Consider the following 17,988-nt stretch of genomic DNA (forward strand, 5'->3'; position numbering starts at 1 on the left):
GCTCCCCAACTTGCTTTTATAATAAGTACATCACGGAAAAGAAATGGCAGATGGTAGCGGCTAAAACGAATAAATGCCAAACGGCATGATGAAATTTAAAGCCTCTCCACATATAAAAGACCGCTCCGACTGTATAGAGAATGCCCCCGATCACGAGAAAACGCAGACTCATCACGGAAATGTTGGCGACCAACGTGTTCCAGGCGAACACAATCAACCAACCCATGATGACATACAGCACGGTAGACATGAACAGATATTTTTTAACGAAAAATGATTTGAACACGGTCCCGCCTAAGGCAATCCCCCACACGATTCCGAACAAGGTCCAGCCTAATCCATTGTTGACAGCGGTAAAAAGAAAAGGCGTGTATGTGCCCGCAATAAAGAAATAGATCGAGGAATGATCCAAGATCTCAAAGACATCTTTCGCTTTTCCCTCTGGAAGAGCATGAACAAAGGTGGATGAAAAGTATAACATGACCATTGTTGCTCCAAAGAGGCTAAAACTGACCACATGCCAAGCGTTACCGTATAAAGATGAAAAAATAATCAGGAGGACGAGGGCGGCGATACTTAATAAAGCGCCGATACCGTGGGTAATTGCATTCACGATTTCCTCCCCTTTGGAGAAAACATGCGTACTTGCCATCGGGCGACACACTTCCTTTCATCGATCCTAACGGGTTGATCTCCTAACTCTACCATTTACGAGGGGGATCATCAACTTTTAATTAGGATTGACAAACCATATCGATTTTAGACGAATTCTGTTCTAAAGCACTGCTGAAACTCATAGTGTAAAAGACACAGTAAAATGTTTTGAGGAAATAATTGGAGTTAAAAGGTTAATTGTGGTACAATAAAAATATTCAGAATATTTTAAAAGTGAGGAGATGTCATGCGAGAAGCGTTGGTTCTCTTTCAACCCATTTTATACGTGTTTGGCGGGTATATTTTGTTCAGTGTGATTCGGTCGATGTTCCAGAAGCAAAAGAATGAAAATCAAAAAAAGAATTAGGAATTCAGCGTTGAAAAGCATGACTCTTGTAGCAAAAAGGTGATTAGCCCATAAGATGATAGGGATCATGAAGTAAAGGAGCATATTATGTATCATTATTATTCAAGGGCTAATCAAGTTCAACCGAGTGTCGTCGCGTATGCAGTAGGGGATGTAACGGGGGATCGTGTGCCGGATCATGTTTATTTAACGGGAACCAAAGCTTCAGACAGTCCATATATACAAAATATTACGCTTGTTGTCCGAGATGGACGAACGGGAAGTTCCGTAAGCGCGCCTCTGCGTGAAAACGCGGGCTACAACCCGACTCTTTTTTTAGGGGATTTTACGGGGAATGGGGTTGCCGATATTTTGGTAAGCAGCGCGACTGGCGGGAGCGGGGGAATCATGAATGAGTACATTTATTCTTTCATGAATAACCAAGCGCAATTGCTGTTTGACTCTAATGTATACAACGAACAATATCGTTATCAGGTTCATTATCGAGATCATTATAAAGTGGAATTCATTAGCGAAAATAATCGAAAAAGATACATGATCGATATTTCATTAAGAGATGCGCAATATTTGAATGAGATCTATGACAAGAATGGTAAATTGAAACAGCCGATCAGCGGCTTCGTCAATCCATTAAGCGGACTGTACCCTGTCGATTTTGACTCCAATGGCGTTTATGAGTTATTGGCGTACCAAAGAATCGCGGGGAGATACAATGCTGACGGCCTAGGCTATGTGTTAAACAAATTAGGCTGGAATGGAAATCGTTTTGTTTTACAAGATCAAAATGTCGCTATTTTTGGAACATAGATAGAGGGGGGAGCAGTCGATGGGACTGCTCCTTTTTTTATAGCCGACCAGCCGCGGGAATAGTCGGAGAAACTCCGCTTAAACCTATCTTTTTCGTTAGTCCATCTCCTTCTCTCGCGTTCCCTGTCTCAGCTCCACGAAATAGTCGGAGAAACTCCGCTTAAATCTATCTTTTTCGTTAGTGCTTCCGCTTCTCTCGCGATTCTTGGTTCGATTCCATGAAATAGTCGGAGAAACTCCGCTTAAAATCATCATCTATCCGCGCCCTCGAACCCCAACGAAGTGAAGCGAAGACATGATGGCCTTCGCTTCCCCCGATTTTTATTCTCTTCTCCTATTTAAGTCGTAAGTCCCAACAGTTCCGCCATTTTCGTTCTTTGTATTTTGCCCGTGGCGCCTCTTGGAATTTCTTCTAACAGATGAAATTTAACAGGTACTTTAAAGCGAGCCAGATAGTCGGAACAGAACGTTTTTAGCTCATCTTCATTTACTTTTTCTTTCAAAAGGAGGGCTGCGTGGACCTCCTCACCGTACATTTTACTTGGGGCGCCGAATGAAACCGCTTCAACAACGGAGGGATGGCGCAACAGCACATCATCAATTTCAAAAGGTGAGATTTTTTCACCGCCGCGATTAATGAGTTCTTTCAAACGACCGGTTAGGAACAGATACCCTTCCTCATCTTTCATGCCTTGGTCCCCTGTGCGGAACCACCCATCGGTAAAAGATTCTTCATTCGCTTCTTGGTTTTCATCATAGCCGTTAAAAACATTGGCTCCTCTTATGACCACTTCGCCGATTTCTCCATCCGGTAAAAGATTGCCTTCTTCGTCCATTATTCCGATATCAACGCCGAATCCAATGCCGACGCTGCCAGATTTATGACTTTTAGGGGGCAGTGGATTCGACGTCATTTGGTGCGCGGCTTCCGACATGCCGTAAGCTTCGAGTACGGGCGCGTTATACGCTTTTTCCATTCGTTCTAAAACAACAGGCGGCAGTGAGGAGCTGCATGAACGAACAAACCGAAACGGATTGTTTTTCACGATCTCTTCATGTTCTTCCACTCTCGTTAAAATAATTTGGTGGATCGTTGGCACAGCCGTGTACCACGTCGGTTTGTATGTATGGACCAAATCCCAAAAACGTCTGGCGCTAAATCCTTTTGGACAAATGAGCGTTCCGCCCGACGCAAGCGTCGAAAGAGCAGAGGCGACGATGCCATGAATATGAAACAACGGCAAAATACATAATGATCGATCTTGCGATGTTAATTCATAGGTGGATACGATATTTGATGTGGAAGCGATTAAATTGGCATGGGATAGTGGAACGCGTTTTGGTCTACCCGTCGTGCCACTCGTATGTAAAAGCATGGCTACATCATCGGCGCCAGCCCATTGTTCAGGACGAGCAGGCAACTCACCTTTGATCAGCTCAAATGTTAGCGAGCCATTTGCTTGAGGATTGGCCTGAATGATGACCATGCCAGGTTTCGCCAGTTTTAGAGCCAACTCATTTGCTTCTGGAAGCGTTATCAAAGCGCGGGCTTCAATGTCTTCCAAATAGAAAGCAAACTCTTCCTCCTTATACATCGGGTTCAGTGGAAATGCGGTTGCTTTCATCGTTGTCGCTAGGAAGCTTAAAATTAATTCCGGTCCATTCTCCATGATGATCGCAACTCGGTCCCCGAGCCCAATTCCAAATTGATTCAAAGCGGCAGATAAATCACCAGCATACTCATAGATTTGCTTATATGTTAATGATGGTTTATCTGGGGCCATGATAGCGATTTCATTATTATCTTTTTGTGAGTCTAGCAATTCGCGCATTGTCCTGTTTGAATGATTGTTCATTGTTTTCTTCTTCCTCCAGTCGAAGTTCAGTACGTCCAAATTTGAATATAAAGACCACGTATGAAGATCATATTATATTATTGTATCAATTTATTCCCACAATGAGAAGGAAGAAAAAATGGAAGGAATCCCCATGCGTCGTAAAAGGGGATTTCAACATACTTTGGATGGGGTAAATGCTTAGAATTCTAGCATTCGCTCCGTGTTAAAAATGAGGTGATTGGGTGTTTGAAAAGAAGCCCGGCTCCTTTTAGCGAGGAAAGCGGGCTGCGACATGTTGTAAATCTTCTAAAAAGAAACGATATAGCGCGGGTCTGCGGCGAACAGCAAGCGGATGATAGGAAAAGGCAATTGGGATCGAATCTTGAAACAGATGCCACGATCCGCGGAGCCCCTTCACATCGACGTTTTCATCGGAAAACAGTGTTTGGGCAACGGTGTTCCCTAAGCCAAGCATGAATTGCGGTTTCTTTTCCATCAGTTGAAATTGAAGGTGAGAGAAACACGTTTGACGAGCGAGCGGTTTATCATAGGCTTTTTTCGGACGGCATTTAAGCAAGTAGGTGATATAAACCGAATCCAAGTCTAGCCCTGCTTCAAGCAAGCCGCGTTGCAACGTTTGACGCGTGCCGCAAACAAACGGTTGCCCCTCCTTATTTTCGCGCAAGCCCGGATTATCGAGCAGGATGAAGAGAGGAGCGGTTGGATTGCCTTCGCCCCAAACGACCCGTTGACGATGTGTTGACAACTCGCATTTTTCGCAGGCGCGAGCGTCGGGCGGAGCGGTTTCCTCGGGTAAAATGACGGCCTGAAATTCAGTCAAATCCAACGCGCCCCCTTTTGATCAAGCGTTTTGTTTTTCGTAGTATCGGGTCGCGGTTTCTAAATTATTCTCGTCGGCTTTCCTTTAAAGGGTTCGTGTCTGAAACGGGCTATTTTGCTAATCCTTCCAATTATAATATAATAGATAAAATCATATAAGCTGGGGGAGTTCAATGAAGTTTAGTCATTTAGGCTCGTTATTCGGGCGTGTTTTTCAAGCTACTGCTTCAGCGTGGATCTCGAATCGGCTAGAACGCCGAAGCAGGACAAGTCAATTGGTCATCGGAATGCTGATGATGGTGGCCGTTGTTCTTAGCGGTTGCGCGGTGGAACCGGGCGGAGGCATCTCGGCAACCGAGGTTTCAACGGATGGGAAACTGATTGCTCATTTTATTGATGTGGATCAAGGGGATGCGACGCTGTTGCAAGGACCTGATTTTACGATCCTAATCGATACGGGGCGACACGATCGGGATGAACTCGTTCCGTATTTGCAGTCCAGCGGAATTAAGGCATTGGACTTACTTGTCGTTACCCATCCGCATGCTGATCATCTTGGACAATTCGAAAAGGTGATGAGCCACTTTGAGGTGTCAGAAGTGTGGATGAGCGGAGATGAGCATACGTCGAAAACGTTTGAACGGGCGCTCGAAACGGTTCTGTCTTCCGACGCAGGGTATCATGAACCGCGGGCAGGAGAAACGTTTACGATCGGCTCCGCGCATCTCGAAGTCATTCACCCGCAAACCGTGACGGGCCATCTCAACAACGGTTCGATTTCGACGCGGGTGACATTTGGAGATGTTGTGTTTTTATTTAGCGGGGATGCGGAAAAAGAAGCGGAACAAGAAATGCTGAATCGGGGGCGCAACATCCAAGCCGATATTTTTCAATTAGGGCATCATGGGTCATCCACTTCGAACACGCAACCATTTTTGGAGGCGATCAAACCAAAGGTGGGTATCTACTCCGCGGGCAGGGAAAATGAATACGGTCACCCGCACCGAGAAGTGGTCGATCTGTTCAGTCGCTTGAATATCCCACTTTATGGAACCGACCGCAATGGAACGATGTTAGTCGTCACTGATGGACAAACGTATCAAGTAAAAGGCGCTCAGGGCGCGGAGCTTATTCAGACGAAATCTGAAACGCCTTTGGATGAAGGGCCGCAATCCCTTGGCGATTGCATCGATATCAATACCGCGTCAAAAGAGGAATTAATTCAAATTAAACATATTGGTACCGACTATGCCGATCAGTTAATTGCGTTGCGTCCGTTTGGCTCAGTGGATGAGTTAACGCGGATCAAGGGCATAGGCGAAGGTCGGTTGAAAGATATTAAAGCGGAAGGACTCGCTTGTGTAAGGAGGTAAGCCGATGAAAGAAGCTGTGGTGGATCGCATCGTTGATGGCAAGCATCTTGTTTTATTGATTGGGGACGAAGAAAAGGAATGCGTCGTTCCGCTTTCAAAGATGACAGAGCAGTTAAAAGAGGGGGATTGGGTGACCCTTTCATTCGATGCCAACGACGAGATTGTCGATATTACGTCGAATCCAGCAAAAACATCCCAAAAACAGGATTCAATTCAAGCGAAAATGGCCAAGCTACGGGCAAAAAAAGGAAGTCGCTTCCAATCAGATTAACCCTCCATAGGATCAAATTGAGAGAAAACTCATTTTCAGAATAGGAAGTATAGTTACATAAGACTTGCGTAGAATCGACATCATTGGAGGAGAACGTTGCATAATACCATCTTGTTAGCCATTATCATCTGTGTGCTCGGAACAGCGGCATGGAGTCAGTCAGATTCACTTAGCGACACCGTTAAAACAAGTTATTTTAAAACCGCGATGGTCGTGTTGTTCACGTTCGGACTGATGGGTTTCTATCAGCGTCTAGCAAAACGAATGCGCGATAAATAATCGTATATCAGGTTGAGTCACTGTGATATATTGGAAGAGTAACAATCGGCGGGAAACTATAAAAAATGGGGAGGTTTTACACATGTCAATCATGAATTTTAAAATAGAAGGAACAGGGACAGGCATGCGGTTTGACGCGGTGGCGGACGGTAAGCATAAAGTAACGATCGATGAACCTGCGTCGCTTGGCGGAAAAGATACAGCGGCCAATCCGATTTCAACCCTGCTTGCCTCTTTGCTCGGGTGCGAAAATGTGATGGCTCAAATCATCGCTAAAGAAATGAACTTTGACTTACAAGGAATTTCATTTGAGGTCGACGCCACGTTAGACACGCGCGGCTTGATGGGCGACCCGAATGTGGACCCTAAATTGCAAACGGTCATCGTCAAGGCATTCCTCCAAACTTCCGAATCTAGCGAACGTATTCAACAATTACAAGATACAGTGGACGCCCGCTGTCCCATCTATCAGATCATCAAATCAGCGGGCATTTTGATTCGAAATGAATGGAGCAAGGCGGAAGTAGGGGTATAGGATACCGCGATAGCGCGGCGCTCTGTCGTAAGAGGCGGAGGAAGGAAGCGGGTGTGTCAGTCAGCGCCCGCTTTTTTCGTGTTAGGCGCCAATCAAGCGGGTGATCGGTCAGTAATGGGTCGCGCTATTCCCTTTAAAAAGGAGTACAACTTTTCCATGTCGGACAAACTGAGTGTAAGTATATGGAAAAGGGACGAGTGATCATTGGATAATAAATATCGAAAACAAAATTTGTGGTCGGGCTTTCTATTCGGAATGGGGTTCATTGCTTTTGTGGATGAGGCGGTGTTCCATCAATTGCTGCAATGGCATCACTTTTATGATCGGGAAACGACACGTATTGGTTTAATTTCGGACGGGTTGTTTCATGCGTTTAGTTGGTTTGCGACGATTGGAGGCTTGTTTATGTTTGCTGATCTTCGTCGTCGAAATGCGGTTTGGATGAGGCGGTGGTGGGGTGGAGTCTGGCTTGGGGCTGGCGCTTTTCAATTGTATGACGGGATCATTCAACATAAATTGATGCGCCTCCATCAAATTAGGTACGTGAACAATCTGCTTGTCTATGACGTCATTTGGAATTTAACGGGCGCGCTGATGCTTGTGATCGGGTTGGTCTTGGTCAAACAGCTTCAGCAAGGGTCACAGCGAGAAGGGGAACCGCGAAAACGTGAACGCGCATCTACATAATTTTTTGTTTGATCCCATAGTTGTCGCTCAATGGATTTTGGCATTTCCTTTTTTGCTCGGGATTTTTGTTTATGCGTTGGCGGTCCTTTTTTCCAATCGAAAATATAGACGTTGGCCACTCTTACGTACCTTCTTTTGGCTGCTTGGCAGCGTTTGCTCCCTTGTCGCCGTAATCGGTCCCTTAGCTTCAAAAGCGTATGTTGATTTTTTCGCACATATGATCGGCCATTTATTGCTTGGGATGTTGGGGCCGTTGTTGATGGCGCTTGGGGCACCGCTTACCCTTATCTTACGGACGCTTCCGATCCATCTGGCGAGACGGCTCACTGCGTTATTAAGAAAGAAACTGTTGCGGATGATCTCCGATCCCGTGGTGGCTGCATTGCTCAATATTGGCGGGTTATGGATTCTCTATATGACGAATTTGTACGCCATGATGCATGAATATACAATACTGCATGTGTTGATTCATTTGCATGTCTTTTTAGCCGGGTATGTGTTTACGACGGCGATGATTGAGATTGACCCAAACCCGCATCGAGCCAGTTACACGTATCGGATGACTGTGTTGGTTTCGGCTTTAGCCGCGCATTGCATTTTATCTAAGTACATTTACGCCGATCCGCCACAAGGCGTTTTGCGATCGGAAGCGGAACGAGGAGGGATGCTGATGTTTTACGGAGGGGATGTGGTCGATGCCCTGATTATCCTGATCCTTTGTCTGCAATGGTATCGAGCGAGTCGTCCCATAAAAGTTGTAACCGCTTCCAAATCCTCGAACGAAATGTGATAAAATGGGATCATAAAAGGAGGTGGGGTGGATGGTCGCTCGTCCACAACCGAATCAACGCTATACGTATGCTGACTATCTTTTATGGCCTGACAATGAACGTTGGGAATTGATCGATGGAATCGCCTATAACATGACGCCCGCTCCTTCAACCGAACATCAAAGAGTTTTGTTACGTTTAACTAGAAAATTTGCTGACTACTTCGAAGATCATTCGTGTGAAGTGTTCATTGCCCCATTCGATGTCCGTTTGTTTCCCGATCAAAAGAAGCAAGATGAACACGTTGTACAACCCGACTTGACTGTGGTTTGCGATTCGAACAAAATTACCGCAACAGGGTGTGAGGGTGTTCCCGATTTTGCGCTTGGAGTATTATCTCCATGGACAGCAAAAAAAGACAGAGGGCTGAAAAAACAATTATATGAGCGAGCCGTTATAAAAGAGTATTGGATCGTGGATCCGTTAAACCAAACGATTGAAACGTTTCTTCTATCTGAGCAAGGAACATACGAGGCTGGGCCATGCTATGGAAAAGGAGACGTGATCGACGTTCCGTTATTTGAGGGGCTTGTTATCAACCTAACCGCTGTGTTTACGTAAGAAATATCGGGGGGAGTCCCCGCCTATAAGCGCTCATTCCGTCGCTGCGTTCTATCGCGCGGCCCCCCCAAAAAAAAACGCTGACCCCACGGGGATCAGCGTTTTTTGACGGAGTAAGGGGTTACTTTGAGTAACCGTGGGTATAGCTTTTTGACGTGGGTTGGTTTCTTTTTATAGAGTTGTAAGAGCGCTTTTCCAATGACTTGAGCGCCGTTTACGCGTACTTTGGAGTAGGCGCGCGTGTAGCGTTTCCGATTTTTGTCTACTTTATTGATTCGTTTTTGCAGTTGACGCGTGGACATTCCGTTGCGGAGGATGCACATGTTTGAGCCGATTAAGCGACGTAGCATGTCGTTTTTGACGACGCGCTCGCGGCTGTCGGCGGGTAGCATCAGAAGGGGTGTTTTGGAGGCAATGCAATCGGTTAGCACACCCATGCCCGGTTTGGAAATAACGATATGGGCGGCATTGATTAGATCTCTGCCATTCGGAAACAACGGCGCTTTGATGATGCGTTTATTTTTGAAGGAATAGCCTTTGCCGCGATTCAGTTGGCCGGCAATCACGATTCGATGCTTCGTTTTCAAGCGGTCGATTCGTTTATACCACTGATTAATATGCTGATAGCGATATTTCCCTTTGCCGCCGCCCATCTGGACCAAAATAAACCGTTCATTCGGTTTAAGACCCAGCTTCCTTTTCACTTTTTGGGCGGACTGACTGATCGGTCTAACGATCAATGGGATCGGGACATAGCGGGTTCCTTTCATTTTCGGAATATAGCTTGGCTGGCCAAGCGTCATGTGGAAGAAGACATCGGTCGTTTGGTTGGCGTCGCGGATGACTTCTTTTTTAAATTTGATCGCTCGCTTGGAATCGGACTTGCGTATTTTTAAGTCACTGTGATAGATGCCGCAGATGATCGGTCGTCTCTTTTTTGGGATCGATTTAAGCGGCTTCATCTCTTTGCGCCAATCATGGACAATTAGACGCGAGCGCAACAATCGTTTACGATGAACCCCTTTGATTTGCTTTCCTGAACACGGTCTCAATTTGGTAGCGGATGAACCGAGATTCGATCTCAACCATCTATGAACCCCGCCGAATGAGTAGACAGTGACTCTTTTCCCTTTTTTCTTTAAGTATCTCACATTCGGAACACAGCGGCTTAAATGGCCAAAATTGCGGCCGACGACATAGCTGATCACGAACATCCCACCCTTTATCGTTTGGTCTATTGTATGAGCGCGACGGCGATTTGCAGGCGGCATTCGTCTATTTTTGGGTGATTTAGGCGAATGGACCGGGCGAACTCGCCTGGCGGCTCATATACATACAAAAGATTGCTCAAACTCGAAAATAAAAATGAGGTGACAGGATGAAAAGGGTGGCTGTCATCAGAAGTAATTTCTTGCCCCCAACAGAAACGTTTATATATGAAGAGTTGAAAAGGTTGAAAAGGTATCGAGCCTATGTGCTGGCGAAAAAACGTTCAAACCGAAAGAAGTTTCCGTATCCGCGCGTCACGGTCATCAACAAAAAGAAAGGCTGGCGACATTATCTTCGGAAAAATAAGATTGACCTGATCCATGCTCGTTTTGGGCATGCAGGGATCGACTTGCTTGACACGAAGCGTAAAACAGGGTTGCCGATGATCACGTCCTTCCACGGTCATGATAATCCGCGTAATCGTAAAAACCGAAAAAAGTATAGAAATTTAAAGAAATTGTTCCGTCATGGCGAGAAATTCACCGTCACGAATCGGCAGATGGGCCGTATTTTACGCGAATACGGTTGTCCCAAGAGAAAAATTCACGTGCAGCATAGTGGAATAGATCTAGCAAAATTCCGCTTTAAAGCGCGTAAACGTCCCAAAAAGGGTCCGATTAAAATTTTATATGTCGGGCGGTTCGTCGAGAAAAAAGGGGCGAAGTATCTCGTGCGCGCCTTCAAAAGGGTGACGAAACGGGTCCCGAATGTAAAATTAACGATGATTGGAGACGGCAGTCAACGCAATCAAATCAAAAGACTCGTCCGAAAACTAGGTTTAAGCAAAAAAGTGAACATGATTCGCACATTGCCTCATCAGCAGGTCGTGAAACAGATGCGCCATACACATCTTTTCTGCCTGCCCAGTGTGACCGGTAAAAATCGGGACCAGGAAGGGATTCCCAACGTATTGAAAGAAGCGATGGCCAGCGGGGTCCCAGTCATTTCTACGAGACATGCGGGGATACCCGAGTTGGTTACGCACAAAAAAACAGGTTTTCTCGTGCGTGAGCGGGATTCAAAGGCATTGGCGAAGATGTTGTTGTATGTCATTCGTCGTCCGAACAAATGGAAAGGAGTCGGAATCCGCGCTAGGCGGAAAATCGCCCGGGATTTCGATAGTCGGAAGCAGACGGCGCGTTTAGAAAGATTGTATGATGAAGTGTTAAGAAACAGAAAAAGGAAGAAGAAAAAACGAAAACGGGGGGTTAAGCGATGAAAATAGCGATGATCTGTTCGGATCGCGGTCCTTGTCCTCCTGTGAAGGGGGGCGCGATTCAGCTTTATATCGCTAAGGTCGCTCCGATCCTCGCCAAGAAGCACAAAGTGACTGTATTTTCCATCTCGGACACATCTTTACCGAACCGTGAAAATCGCGGCGGCGTGACGTACGTTCGTTATCCTAAAAGCAAATTTGAACAAAAAGTATTGAAAAAAATAAAAAAGGATCACTATGATATTGCCCAAGTGTTTAATCGTCCGACCTTAGTGACCCAAGTGAAGAAGGCGAGTCCGAAAACAAAGGTCGTCCTCAGTTTGCACAATCTTTTTTTCGGAACGAAGCGGCTTAAAGATAAAGATGCGCGCGCTTGTTTGAAGCATGTCGATTACATTGTGACGGTCAGCCGTTTTGTGGCCAGACATGTGACGCGCTATGGGTTTTCAAGTTCAAAAATCCGTCCTGTTTATTCGGGCGTTGATTTAAAGGACTACCCAAAACGAGGTTCGGCTCGTTGGAAAAAGTGGCGCAAATCCGTTCGCAAACGTTGGCGGATTCCCAAAAAGTCAAAAGTGGTCTTATTCGTTGGCCGTTTGGTCCCCGACAAAGGCTCTCATGTTGTCCTCAAAAGCATGAAATCCGTCATCAAAAAGCATCGCAATGTCCGTTTGCTTGTCGTCGGCAGCAAGTGGTACGCGCAACATGAACGGACCCCTTATATTCGCAAATTGTATCGCGAAGCCGCTAAGTTAAATCCGCATGTCACGTTCACTTCGTATATCCCCGTCAATAAAATGCCCCGCTATTACGCGGCTGCAGACGTATTCGTGTGCGCTTCTCAATGGAAAGAACCGCTCGCGCGTGTTCACTATGAAGCGATGGCAGCGAGTCTGCCCATCGTTACAACCCGACGCGGCGGAAACGCGGAGGTCATGATCGAAGGAAAGAATGGCTATTCCCTTCGCGCTTACAGAAGTTCAAAAGCATTTTCAACAGCGTTAAATAAGCTGTTAAGAAACCGTCAACGAGCGAAGAAAATGGGGCGGTATGGTCGAAAGTTAACCGAACGGAAGTATACGTTTACTCGCGTCGCCCGCGATTTACAGGGGATTTATCGAAAATTGGATAAAAATAAATAAACTCCGGGAGAGCCCGGGGTTTTTCTTTTTGTCGCATATTGTGAATATGTGTGAATGGGTGTGAATGATCAGGATGGGGGATTGTGTCGCCTTGTGTGGAATAATGTGAATTGATGTGAACTTATGCGGATGAAAGGCGAAAGGTGTAAGAACACGCGCCGTTTTTCCTTCCAAAAGTGGGATTGCCCTTTTACTATGTATGAAAAGCTCCGCTCGATTATGAACAGGAAACGTTCTGGATGATGCTGTCAAGAATGGTCAGATGTCGAGGGACAACCGCCGTTTCCTTCCTGTCCATGATTACATAATCTATAAGTAAATCATGGAATGAAGAGGTGAACTATGAAAATCGCCATCATCAGTCCAGGTCCATTTTCCGTCCCTCCTGTCATTGGAACAAGTGTGGAGCACGATATTCAAATGGTCGCTGAACAGTTGAAAGAACAGCATGAAGTCACGGTCTACACGCGAAAATGCCCCGAGTATCGGCGATCGAGCAGTGAGGGCAACTTACGATATAAAAGATATACGTATTCCCATCCAGCTCGCTATCTTCGGAAAGTGATCCGTCATATAAAAAAACAAAAACCAGACATCATTATGGTCGAGAATCGTCCGTCATACGTGTTGCGGATTAAGGCAAACATCAAACATATTCCTGTTGCGCTCAACATGCATTCGATGTTATTTGCATCCCCGCCGCAAATCAATCGCGAAAAAATGAATCAGGTCGCGGAAAAGGTAGATGGTTTGATTACGAACAGTCGATATCTATTGAGTGAATATGAATCCCGCTTCCCCGCTTTTAAAGGAAAAGGGGTCGCTGTTCATCTTGGCATCCACCCTGATCCGTTCGAGCTTGCTCAGCAACGCGCGGAGAAAATTGAGGGTCTGAGGAAGAAGCTGAGCATTCAAGAAGGGGATCAGACGATTCTGTTTGTCGGTCGCCTTATGAAGGAAAAAGGGATTCACATGATTCTCGATGTGATGCCGAAATTAATCAAGAAGTATCCGAAATTGAAATTGATCATCACAGGCTCCGCTCGCTATGGACGGAACGCGTCCACGCCGTACGTTCGTAAACTCAATCGACAGGCCGCGAAGTTGCGTAAGCATGTCGTATTCACTCAGTTTGTGCGACCAAATGAAATTCCCTATGTTTACCAATTGGCTGATATCGTCGTGATTCCTTCTTTTTGGCAAGAGCCATTTGGCAGGGTTAACTTAGAAGCGATGGCATCGAGTAAAGCGATTGTTGCCTCCGATCGCGGCGGCATTCCTGAGGTCGTCAAGCATGAAGAGAACGGATTCGTATTTCCGCTAAAAAATTACAAAGAGGACTTATACGAATCGATTAGCCAGTTGCTCGAAGATGAAGATCTCCGCGCTGAATTTGGTCAAAAAGGGTTAGAGCGGGTCAAACAATTCACGTGGGCGAGAACAGCGGAACAGTACTTGCAGCTATTTCAAACGTTGGCGCCAAATGAACAGCTCGATTCGGGAAAAGAATCGTGTTCCCAATAATAGTAGATAGCGCCTTATCCGTTTAAGGGAGAGGGCGTTTTTTATTGTCTCTCACTCGCATCCTCTTAATCTTCTTGCTACTCTAGTAAAAAAAGTTTATGAAAACAACGCTGAATTTGCCCTTATTTTATAGACGAACCGCAGCATTCAACTATTTCAACAAAACTAGTTTGCTACCTATTTTAAGAGTCTATGACTATATTCGTCCAATCGCTTTCTAGCTCAAAACATATAATAAAAGAAGATGACAGCCTAAATAAAAAAGTGAAACTGTTAGATTGATCGATCAAAAAGGAGTGGAAAAGGTGGGTACAAAAGTTCAACTCGTGGCCAAGCAACTGGAGTCCCATTCTATGGTCATTCCCCCTGGTCTGGCCAAAGCCTTAGGAATGGATGCTTCAACCGCCCAAGTAAGACTCCATTTCGGAGTCTCCTCACAAAAGATGAACATCCGTGTTTCTAGTCAACTTCGGCAAGGAGAGATTCACATCTCAACCGATAGCGTCGACCGTCTAGCGATTCCGTTGCAACCTCGCTATGAACTGAGACGAAACGAAAATGGCATTTATCTTGGACCCTTCATCGGTTTTCTTCTCACTCATCCATCTAAAAATGTGGAGCAATACCTTCCTTATCTGAACGATTATCTCCCGCTTTATGATCAAGTTGGCGGCGCGATCGTCGCATTTGCATTGGGCGATGTCGATCGGCAAACCGATCGTCTGCGCGGATTTGTTTATGATCCTGACAAAAAAGGGTGGGAGAGTGGGGTCTATGGGGTCCCGTCTTCCCTGTTCATAAAGACTGCGATGCTTTCGCCACGTGATTTGCGCTATTTTGAAACGAAAATGGGCAAGACGGTCTTTAACAACTTTAATCTTAATAAATGGGAAATGGATCAGGTATTGTCGCAAACGGGACTAAAGAAGCACTTGCCAAAAAGCAAACTTTATAAGCAAGTTGAAGATCTTCAATCCCTATTAAAAAGCAAGCAGCCCGTGTATCTGAAGCCGATCAACGGCTCCAGAGGTTATGCGGTGGCTCGAATCAGCAAAAATAAAAAAGGAATCTCGATGCGCTTTAGGTCCGATCAGAAAAACGAGAAGCTTGTTTTTAAAACGTTCGATGATCTACACAAGTTCTTACGACGATCCATCCGTCCAAAAACGTTTATGATTCAACGAGCGGTTGATCTACTCGTTGAAGGAGGAAGAATCATTGATTTCCGCATGATCATGGTAAAGGACGAGCGAGGGAAATGGGAGGATGTCGGGCTTGTTTCCCGCTTTGGACCTACGAACAGTGTTGTTAGTAATATTTCCGCGGGCGGCACAGCGGAACTTGGCGAACAAACATTGCAGCGACTTTTTAATTTATCGGCTGACGAGTTAATCGAGTGGCGCAAGCGGCTCAGTCGGATTGCCCATCAGGTCGGGCGTTGCCTAGACAAATCAGGTCTGCATTGTGGAAATATGGGCGTCGACTTTGGCATTGATAAAAAAGGCCGCATTTGGATTTTAGAAATTCAACATAACAATCCAGATCATACGCTTGCGCTAGATGCTAGCGCATTCGAGCTGTATGAGCAGATTTTACGCAAGCATTTACTTTATTTGAAGGGCTTAGCCGGATTTTCGGCTCGGGAGCGAGCGGAAGATGGGTAAAATCATCGGGATCATAGGTGGAATGGGTCCGCTGGCTACTGTTGATATTTTTGAAAAAATCGTAAAGATGACACCCGCAGCCACAGATCAGGAGCATCACCGTATGATGATTTACAACAACCCGAAAATTCCGAGTCGAATGGAGGCGGGGTTGGGCCACGGGGTTTCCCCCCTTGCTGAACTAATCGATACAGCGCGTCGCTTGGAGCGAGCAGGAGCCGATTTTCTCATTATGCCTTGTCACACAGCGCATATCTGGTTAAATCAGATTCGGCGGGAAGTTAGAATCCCGATCATCAGTATCGTTGAGACGACTGTGTCGGCGATCGAACAAGAGCATGACCCCCGCTTGGGACAGATTCTGTTGCTTAGTTCGCAAGCGACGATTCGACATGGCCTTTACCAAGAAGCGTTTCAAGAGAGGAATATGTCCATTCAACTGCCGACAGTCGAAGATCAACAATTTATCGAGGTTGTCATCCAGCAAGTGAAAGCGTCGGCGATTGATCATGCCTTAATCAACAAACTAAACAGTCGTTTGCAGTTTTATTTCGCTAGAGGAACCCGGGCTTTACTCGGTGGCTGTACGGAGATTCCGTTATTGTTTCCACTGCTTCAAGTTCAGATGAAAAAATGGGATCCCACGTTGATGCTCGCGCAGCGGGCAATTGAACTTGCAAAGGAAAAAGATGGAGGCGAAGCTTCTTGAAAAAGTTAAAGTTAAAGAAGGTCGTAAAAAAGATGGGAGGGGAGATCGTTTGGGGCAGTAAGGAGGCTAAGATTAGGCATGTGAGCTATTTTCCAAGAAGCTTTAGAAAGCACACCCTTTATTTCGATATGCCACATCCTTATTCCAAACGGTCGCTCGGCTCCTTGAAAGGAAAACCGAGTATTATTGTTAGTTCTTCCCCGCATCGGTTTGAAAAACTATTCGATAAAAATACAACGGTTATAAAAGTAAAAAATTCAATTAGAGCCTATTGGGACTTTGTGCGTTATTATCGCACACGATTCAAAATACCTGTCATCGGCGTGACTGGGACATGCGGGAAAACAACGACGACGGAAATGATCAAGACGATTCTCGCGAAACGTTATCGGGTACATGGAACGGTCGATGGAAAGAACAATCTGAACAATAATTTACCTTATTTATTAGGATTCAATGAACAAACGGAAGCGGCCGTATTTGAAATGGGTGTATCTCATCCCGGCTGCGTTGCCGACAGTTGTCGCCATTTTCGTCCCCAAGTGGGAATTATTTTAAACATAGGCGTTTATCATTTGCTCGGTTGTAAAACATTCGATCAATACGTTCGAGCCAAAGCGGAGATGATCGCTGGGATTGAGCCAGGCGGGACGCTTATACTGAATGCGGACGATAAGCATGTTCGAAGCCTCGATGTGAGCTCCTTTAAGGGACAGATCGTCACCTTTGGAGTGGGTGAAAACGCCGATTTTCGCGCGACAGATATTCGTTATATAGAAGGGGGAATGGCTTTTACCTTGCATGCGGCGGGGCAGAGCCTTCCATTGATCGTTCATGGTTATGGAGAGGAAAATGTATACAATGCCATTGCCGCCCTTGCTGCCGCTCATGCGATTGGCATGAATTTAAAAGAAGCGGGCGCGGGGTTGGCCAAATTTGAACAAGTGCGTCAACATCTTGAAAAGCGTCAAGGTCCGAATGGCAGCGAGATTATTGATGACACTTGGAATTGCACTCCTCCTTCAGTCCATGCTTCATTGAAGGTGTTGGATGCGTTGGCAGGGGCCCGAAGGAAAGTAGCGCTGCTTGGTTATATGCCGCAATTAGGAACGGAAGGCCAACGCGAATATGACAAGATAGCGCAGCGGGTGATGGAAGTCGGGGTCGATCATTTGATTGTGATTGGCGAAGCGAACAGAATCGGGCAAAGAGTAACTGAACTGGGTATGGATCCGAATCGGATTGATTACTGTCGTTCAGGTCATGAGGTTGCCCAAGCCCTTACGCCTTTTTTGAATGACCAACATCTCATATTGTATAAATTCCCCTACAAATATCGTCTTGCCGCCTTTGCTCCGTTCCGCCAATTGATGAAAGAGACGCTCGGTTATTCATAAGTAGACGTCACTAAAAAAGACGACC

Annotated in this window: 18 protein-coding genes; 14 read left to right on the forward strand and 4 right to left on the reverse strand. The window is 45.8% G+C overall.

What is annotated here, in order from left to right:
- Positions 1–16 precede the first annotated feature (16 nt).
- Entirely contained in the window at positions 17–652 is a 636-nt protein-coding gene (trhA, locus tag BEP19_RS10775) for a PAQR family membrane homeostasis protein TrhA (protein ID WP_120189867.1), read from the reverse strand.
- 456 nt (positions 653–1,108) lie between these two features.
- On the opposite strand from trhA, the gene BEP19_RS10780 reads away from it, so the two are divergent.
- Positions 1,109–1,828 (forward strand): VCBS repeat-containing protein, encoded by a 720-nt coding sequence (locus tag BEP19_RS10780; RefSeq protein WP_120189868.1) that lies wholly within the window; start codon positions 1,109–1,111, stop codon positions 1,826–1,828.
- A 338-nt stretch (positions 1,829–2,166) separates the two neighbouring features.
- Here BEP19_RS10780 and BEP19_RS10785 read toward each other — a convergent pair whose 3' ends face one another.
- Together BEP19_RS10785 and BEP19_RS10790 are read right to left on the reverse strand one after the other, a co-directional pair.
- Complete coding sequence (locus BEP19_RS10785; RefSeq protein ID WP_120189869.1) at positions 2,167–3,684, reverse strand: acyl--CoA ligase; 1,518 nt, start codon at positions 3,682–3,684, stop codon at positions 2,167–2,169.
- Between the two features lie 250 nt (positions 3,685–3,934).
- Positions 3,935–4,507: a uracil-DNA glycosylase gene (locus BEP19_RS10790; RefSeq protein WP_211329337.1), complete on the reverse strand. Its 573-nt coding sequence runs from the start codon at positions 4,505–4,507 to the stop codon at positions 3,935–3,937.
- Positions 4,508–4,679: 172 nt separating this feature from the next.
- On the opposite strand from BEP19_RS10790, the gene BEP19_RS10795 reads away from it, so the two are divergent.
- The 7 genes from BEP19_RS10795 (at position 4,680) to BEP19_RS10825 (ending at position 9,042) form a co-directional block, all read left to right on the forward strand.
- A complete protein-coding gene (locus BEP19_RS10795; protein WP_170145340.1) occupies positions 4,680–5,879 on the forward strand; it encodes an MBL fold metallo-hydrolase in 1,200 nt (399 codons plus the stop codon).
- 4 nt (positions 5,880–5,883) lie between these two features.
- A complete protein-coding gene (locus tag BEP19_RS10800; protein WP_120189870.1) occupies positions 5,884–6,150 on the forward strand; it encodes a DUF3006 domain-containing protein in 267 nt (88 codons plus the stop codon).
- 96 nt (positions 6,151–6,246) lie between these two features.
- Positions 6,247–6,429, forward strand: coding sequence for a hypothetical protein (locus tag BEP19_RS10805; RefSeq protein WP_120189871.1), 183 nt, complete (start codon positions 6,247–6,249; stop codon positions 6,427–6,429).
- A gap of 82 nt (positions 6,430–6,511) precedes the next feature.
- Complete coding sequence (locus BEP19_RS10810) at positions 6,512–6,964, forward strand: OsmC family protein (protein WP_120189872.1); 453 nt, start codon at positions 6,512–6,514, stop codon at positions 6,962–6,964.
- Positions 6,965–7,168: 204 nt separating this feature from the next.
- Entirely contained in the window at positions 7,169–7,651 is a 483-nt protein-coding gene (locus BEP19_RS10815) for a DUF2243 domain-containing protein (protein ID WP_245983480.1), read from the forward strand.
- Positions 7,632–8,441: a cytochrome c oxidase assembly protein gene (locus BEP19_RS10820; protein WP_120189873.1), complete on the forward strand. Its 810-nt coding sequence runs from the start codon at positions 7,632–7,634 to the stop codon at positions 8,439–8,441. The genes BEP19_RS10815 and BEP19_RS10820 overlap by 20 nt, the downstream gene beginning before the upstream one ends.
- A 31-nt stretch (positions 8,442–8,472) precedes the next feature.
- Positions 8,473–9,042 (forward strand): Uma2 family endonuclease, encoded by a 570-nt coding sequence (locus BEP19_RS10825; RefSeq protein WP_120189874.1) that lies wholly within the window; start codon positions 8,473–8,475, stop codon positions 9,040–9,042.
- A gap of 95 nt (positions 9,043–9,137) precedes the next feature.
- Here the strand turns inward: BEP19_RS10825 and BEP19_RS10830 are convergent, their stop codons facing one another.
- Positions 9,138–10,250, reverse strand: a complete 1,113-nt coding sequence (locus BEP19_RS10830) for a glycosyltransferase (RefSeq protein WP_170145341.1) — start codon at positions 10,248–10,250, stop codon at positions 9,138–9,140.
- Positions 10,251–10,429: 179 nt separating this feature from the next.
- On the opposite strand from BEP19_RS10830, the gene BEP19_RS10835 reads away from it, so the two are divergent.
- The 6 genes from BEP19_RS10835 to BEP19_RS10860 all read left to right on the forward strand — a co-directional run bounded on the left by BEP19_RS10835 (position 10,430) and on the right by BEP19_RS10860 (position 17,963).
- Entirely contained in the window at positions 10,430–11,530 is a 1,101-nt protein-coding gene (locus BEP19_RS10835; RefSeq protein ID WP_170145342.1) for a glycosyltransferase, read from the forward strand.
- Positions 11,527–12,669, forward strand: coding sequence for a glycosyltransferase family 4 protein (locus BEP19_RS10840; RefSeq protein ID WP_120189877.1), 1,143 nt, complete (start codon positions 11,527–11,529; stop codon positions 12,667–12,669). The genes BEP19_RS10835 and BEP19_RS10840 overlap by 4 nt, the downstream gene beginning before the upstream one ends.
- Positions 12,670–13,011: 342 nt before the next feature.
- On the forward strand, positions 13,012–14,193 hold the full coding sequence (locus BEP19_RS10845) for a glycosyltransferase family 4 protein (protein ID WP_120189878.1): 1,182 nt from the start codon (positions 13,012–13,014) through the stop codon (positions 14,191–14,193).
- A 305-nt stretch (positions 14,194–14,498) separates the two neighbouring features.
- Positions 14,499–15,857: a YheC/YheD family endospore coat-associated protein gene (locus BEP19_RS10850; protein ID WP_120189879.1), complete on the forward strand. Its 1,359-nt coding sequence runs from the start codon at positions 14,499–14,501 to the stop codon at positions 15,855–15,857.
- Entirely contained in the window at positions 15,850–16,566 is a 717-nt protein-coding gene (gene cuyB, locus BEP19_RS10855) for a cysteate racemase (RefSeq protein WP_120189880.1), read from the forward strand. The genes BEP19_RS10850 and cuyB overlap by 8 nt, the downstream gene beginning before the upstream one ends.
- Positions 16,563–17,963 (forward strand): Mur ligase family protein, encoded by a 1,401-nt coding sequence (locus BEP19_RS10860; RefSeq protein WP_120189881.1) that lies wholly within the window; start codon positions 16,563–16,565, stop codon positions 17,961–17,963. Before cuyB ends, BEP19_RS10860 begins: the two co-directional genes overlap by 4 nt.
- The last annotated feature ends 25 nt before the right edge of the window (positions 17,964–17,988 follow it).

This window comes from Ammoniphilus oxalaticus, assembly GCF_003609605.1.
Classification (GTDB): domain Bacteria; phylum Bacillota; class Bacilli; order Aneurinibacillales; family RAOX-1; genus Ammoniphilus; species Ammoniphilus oxalaticus.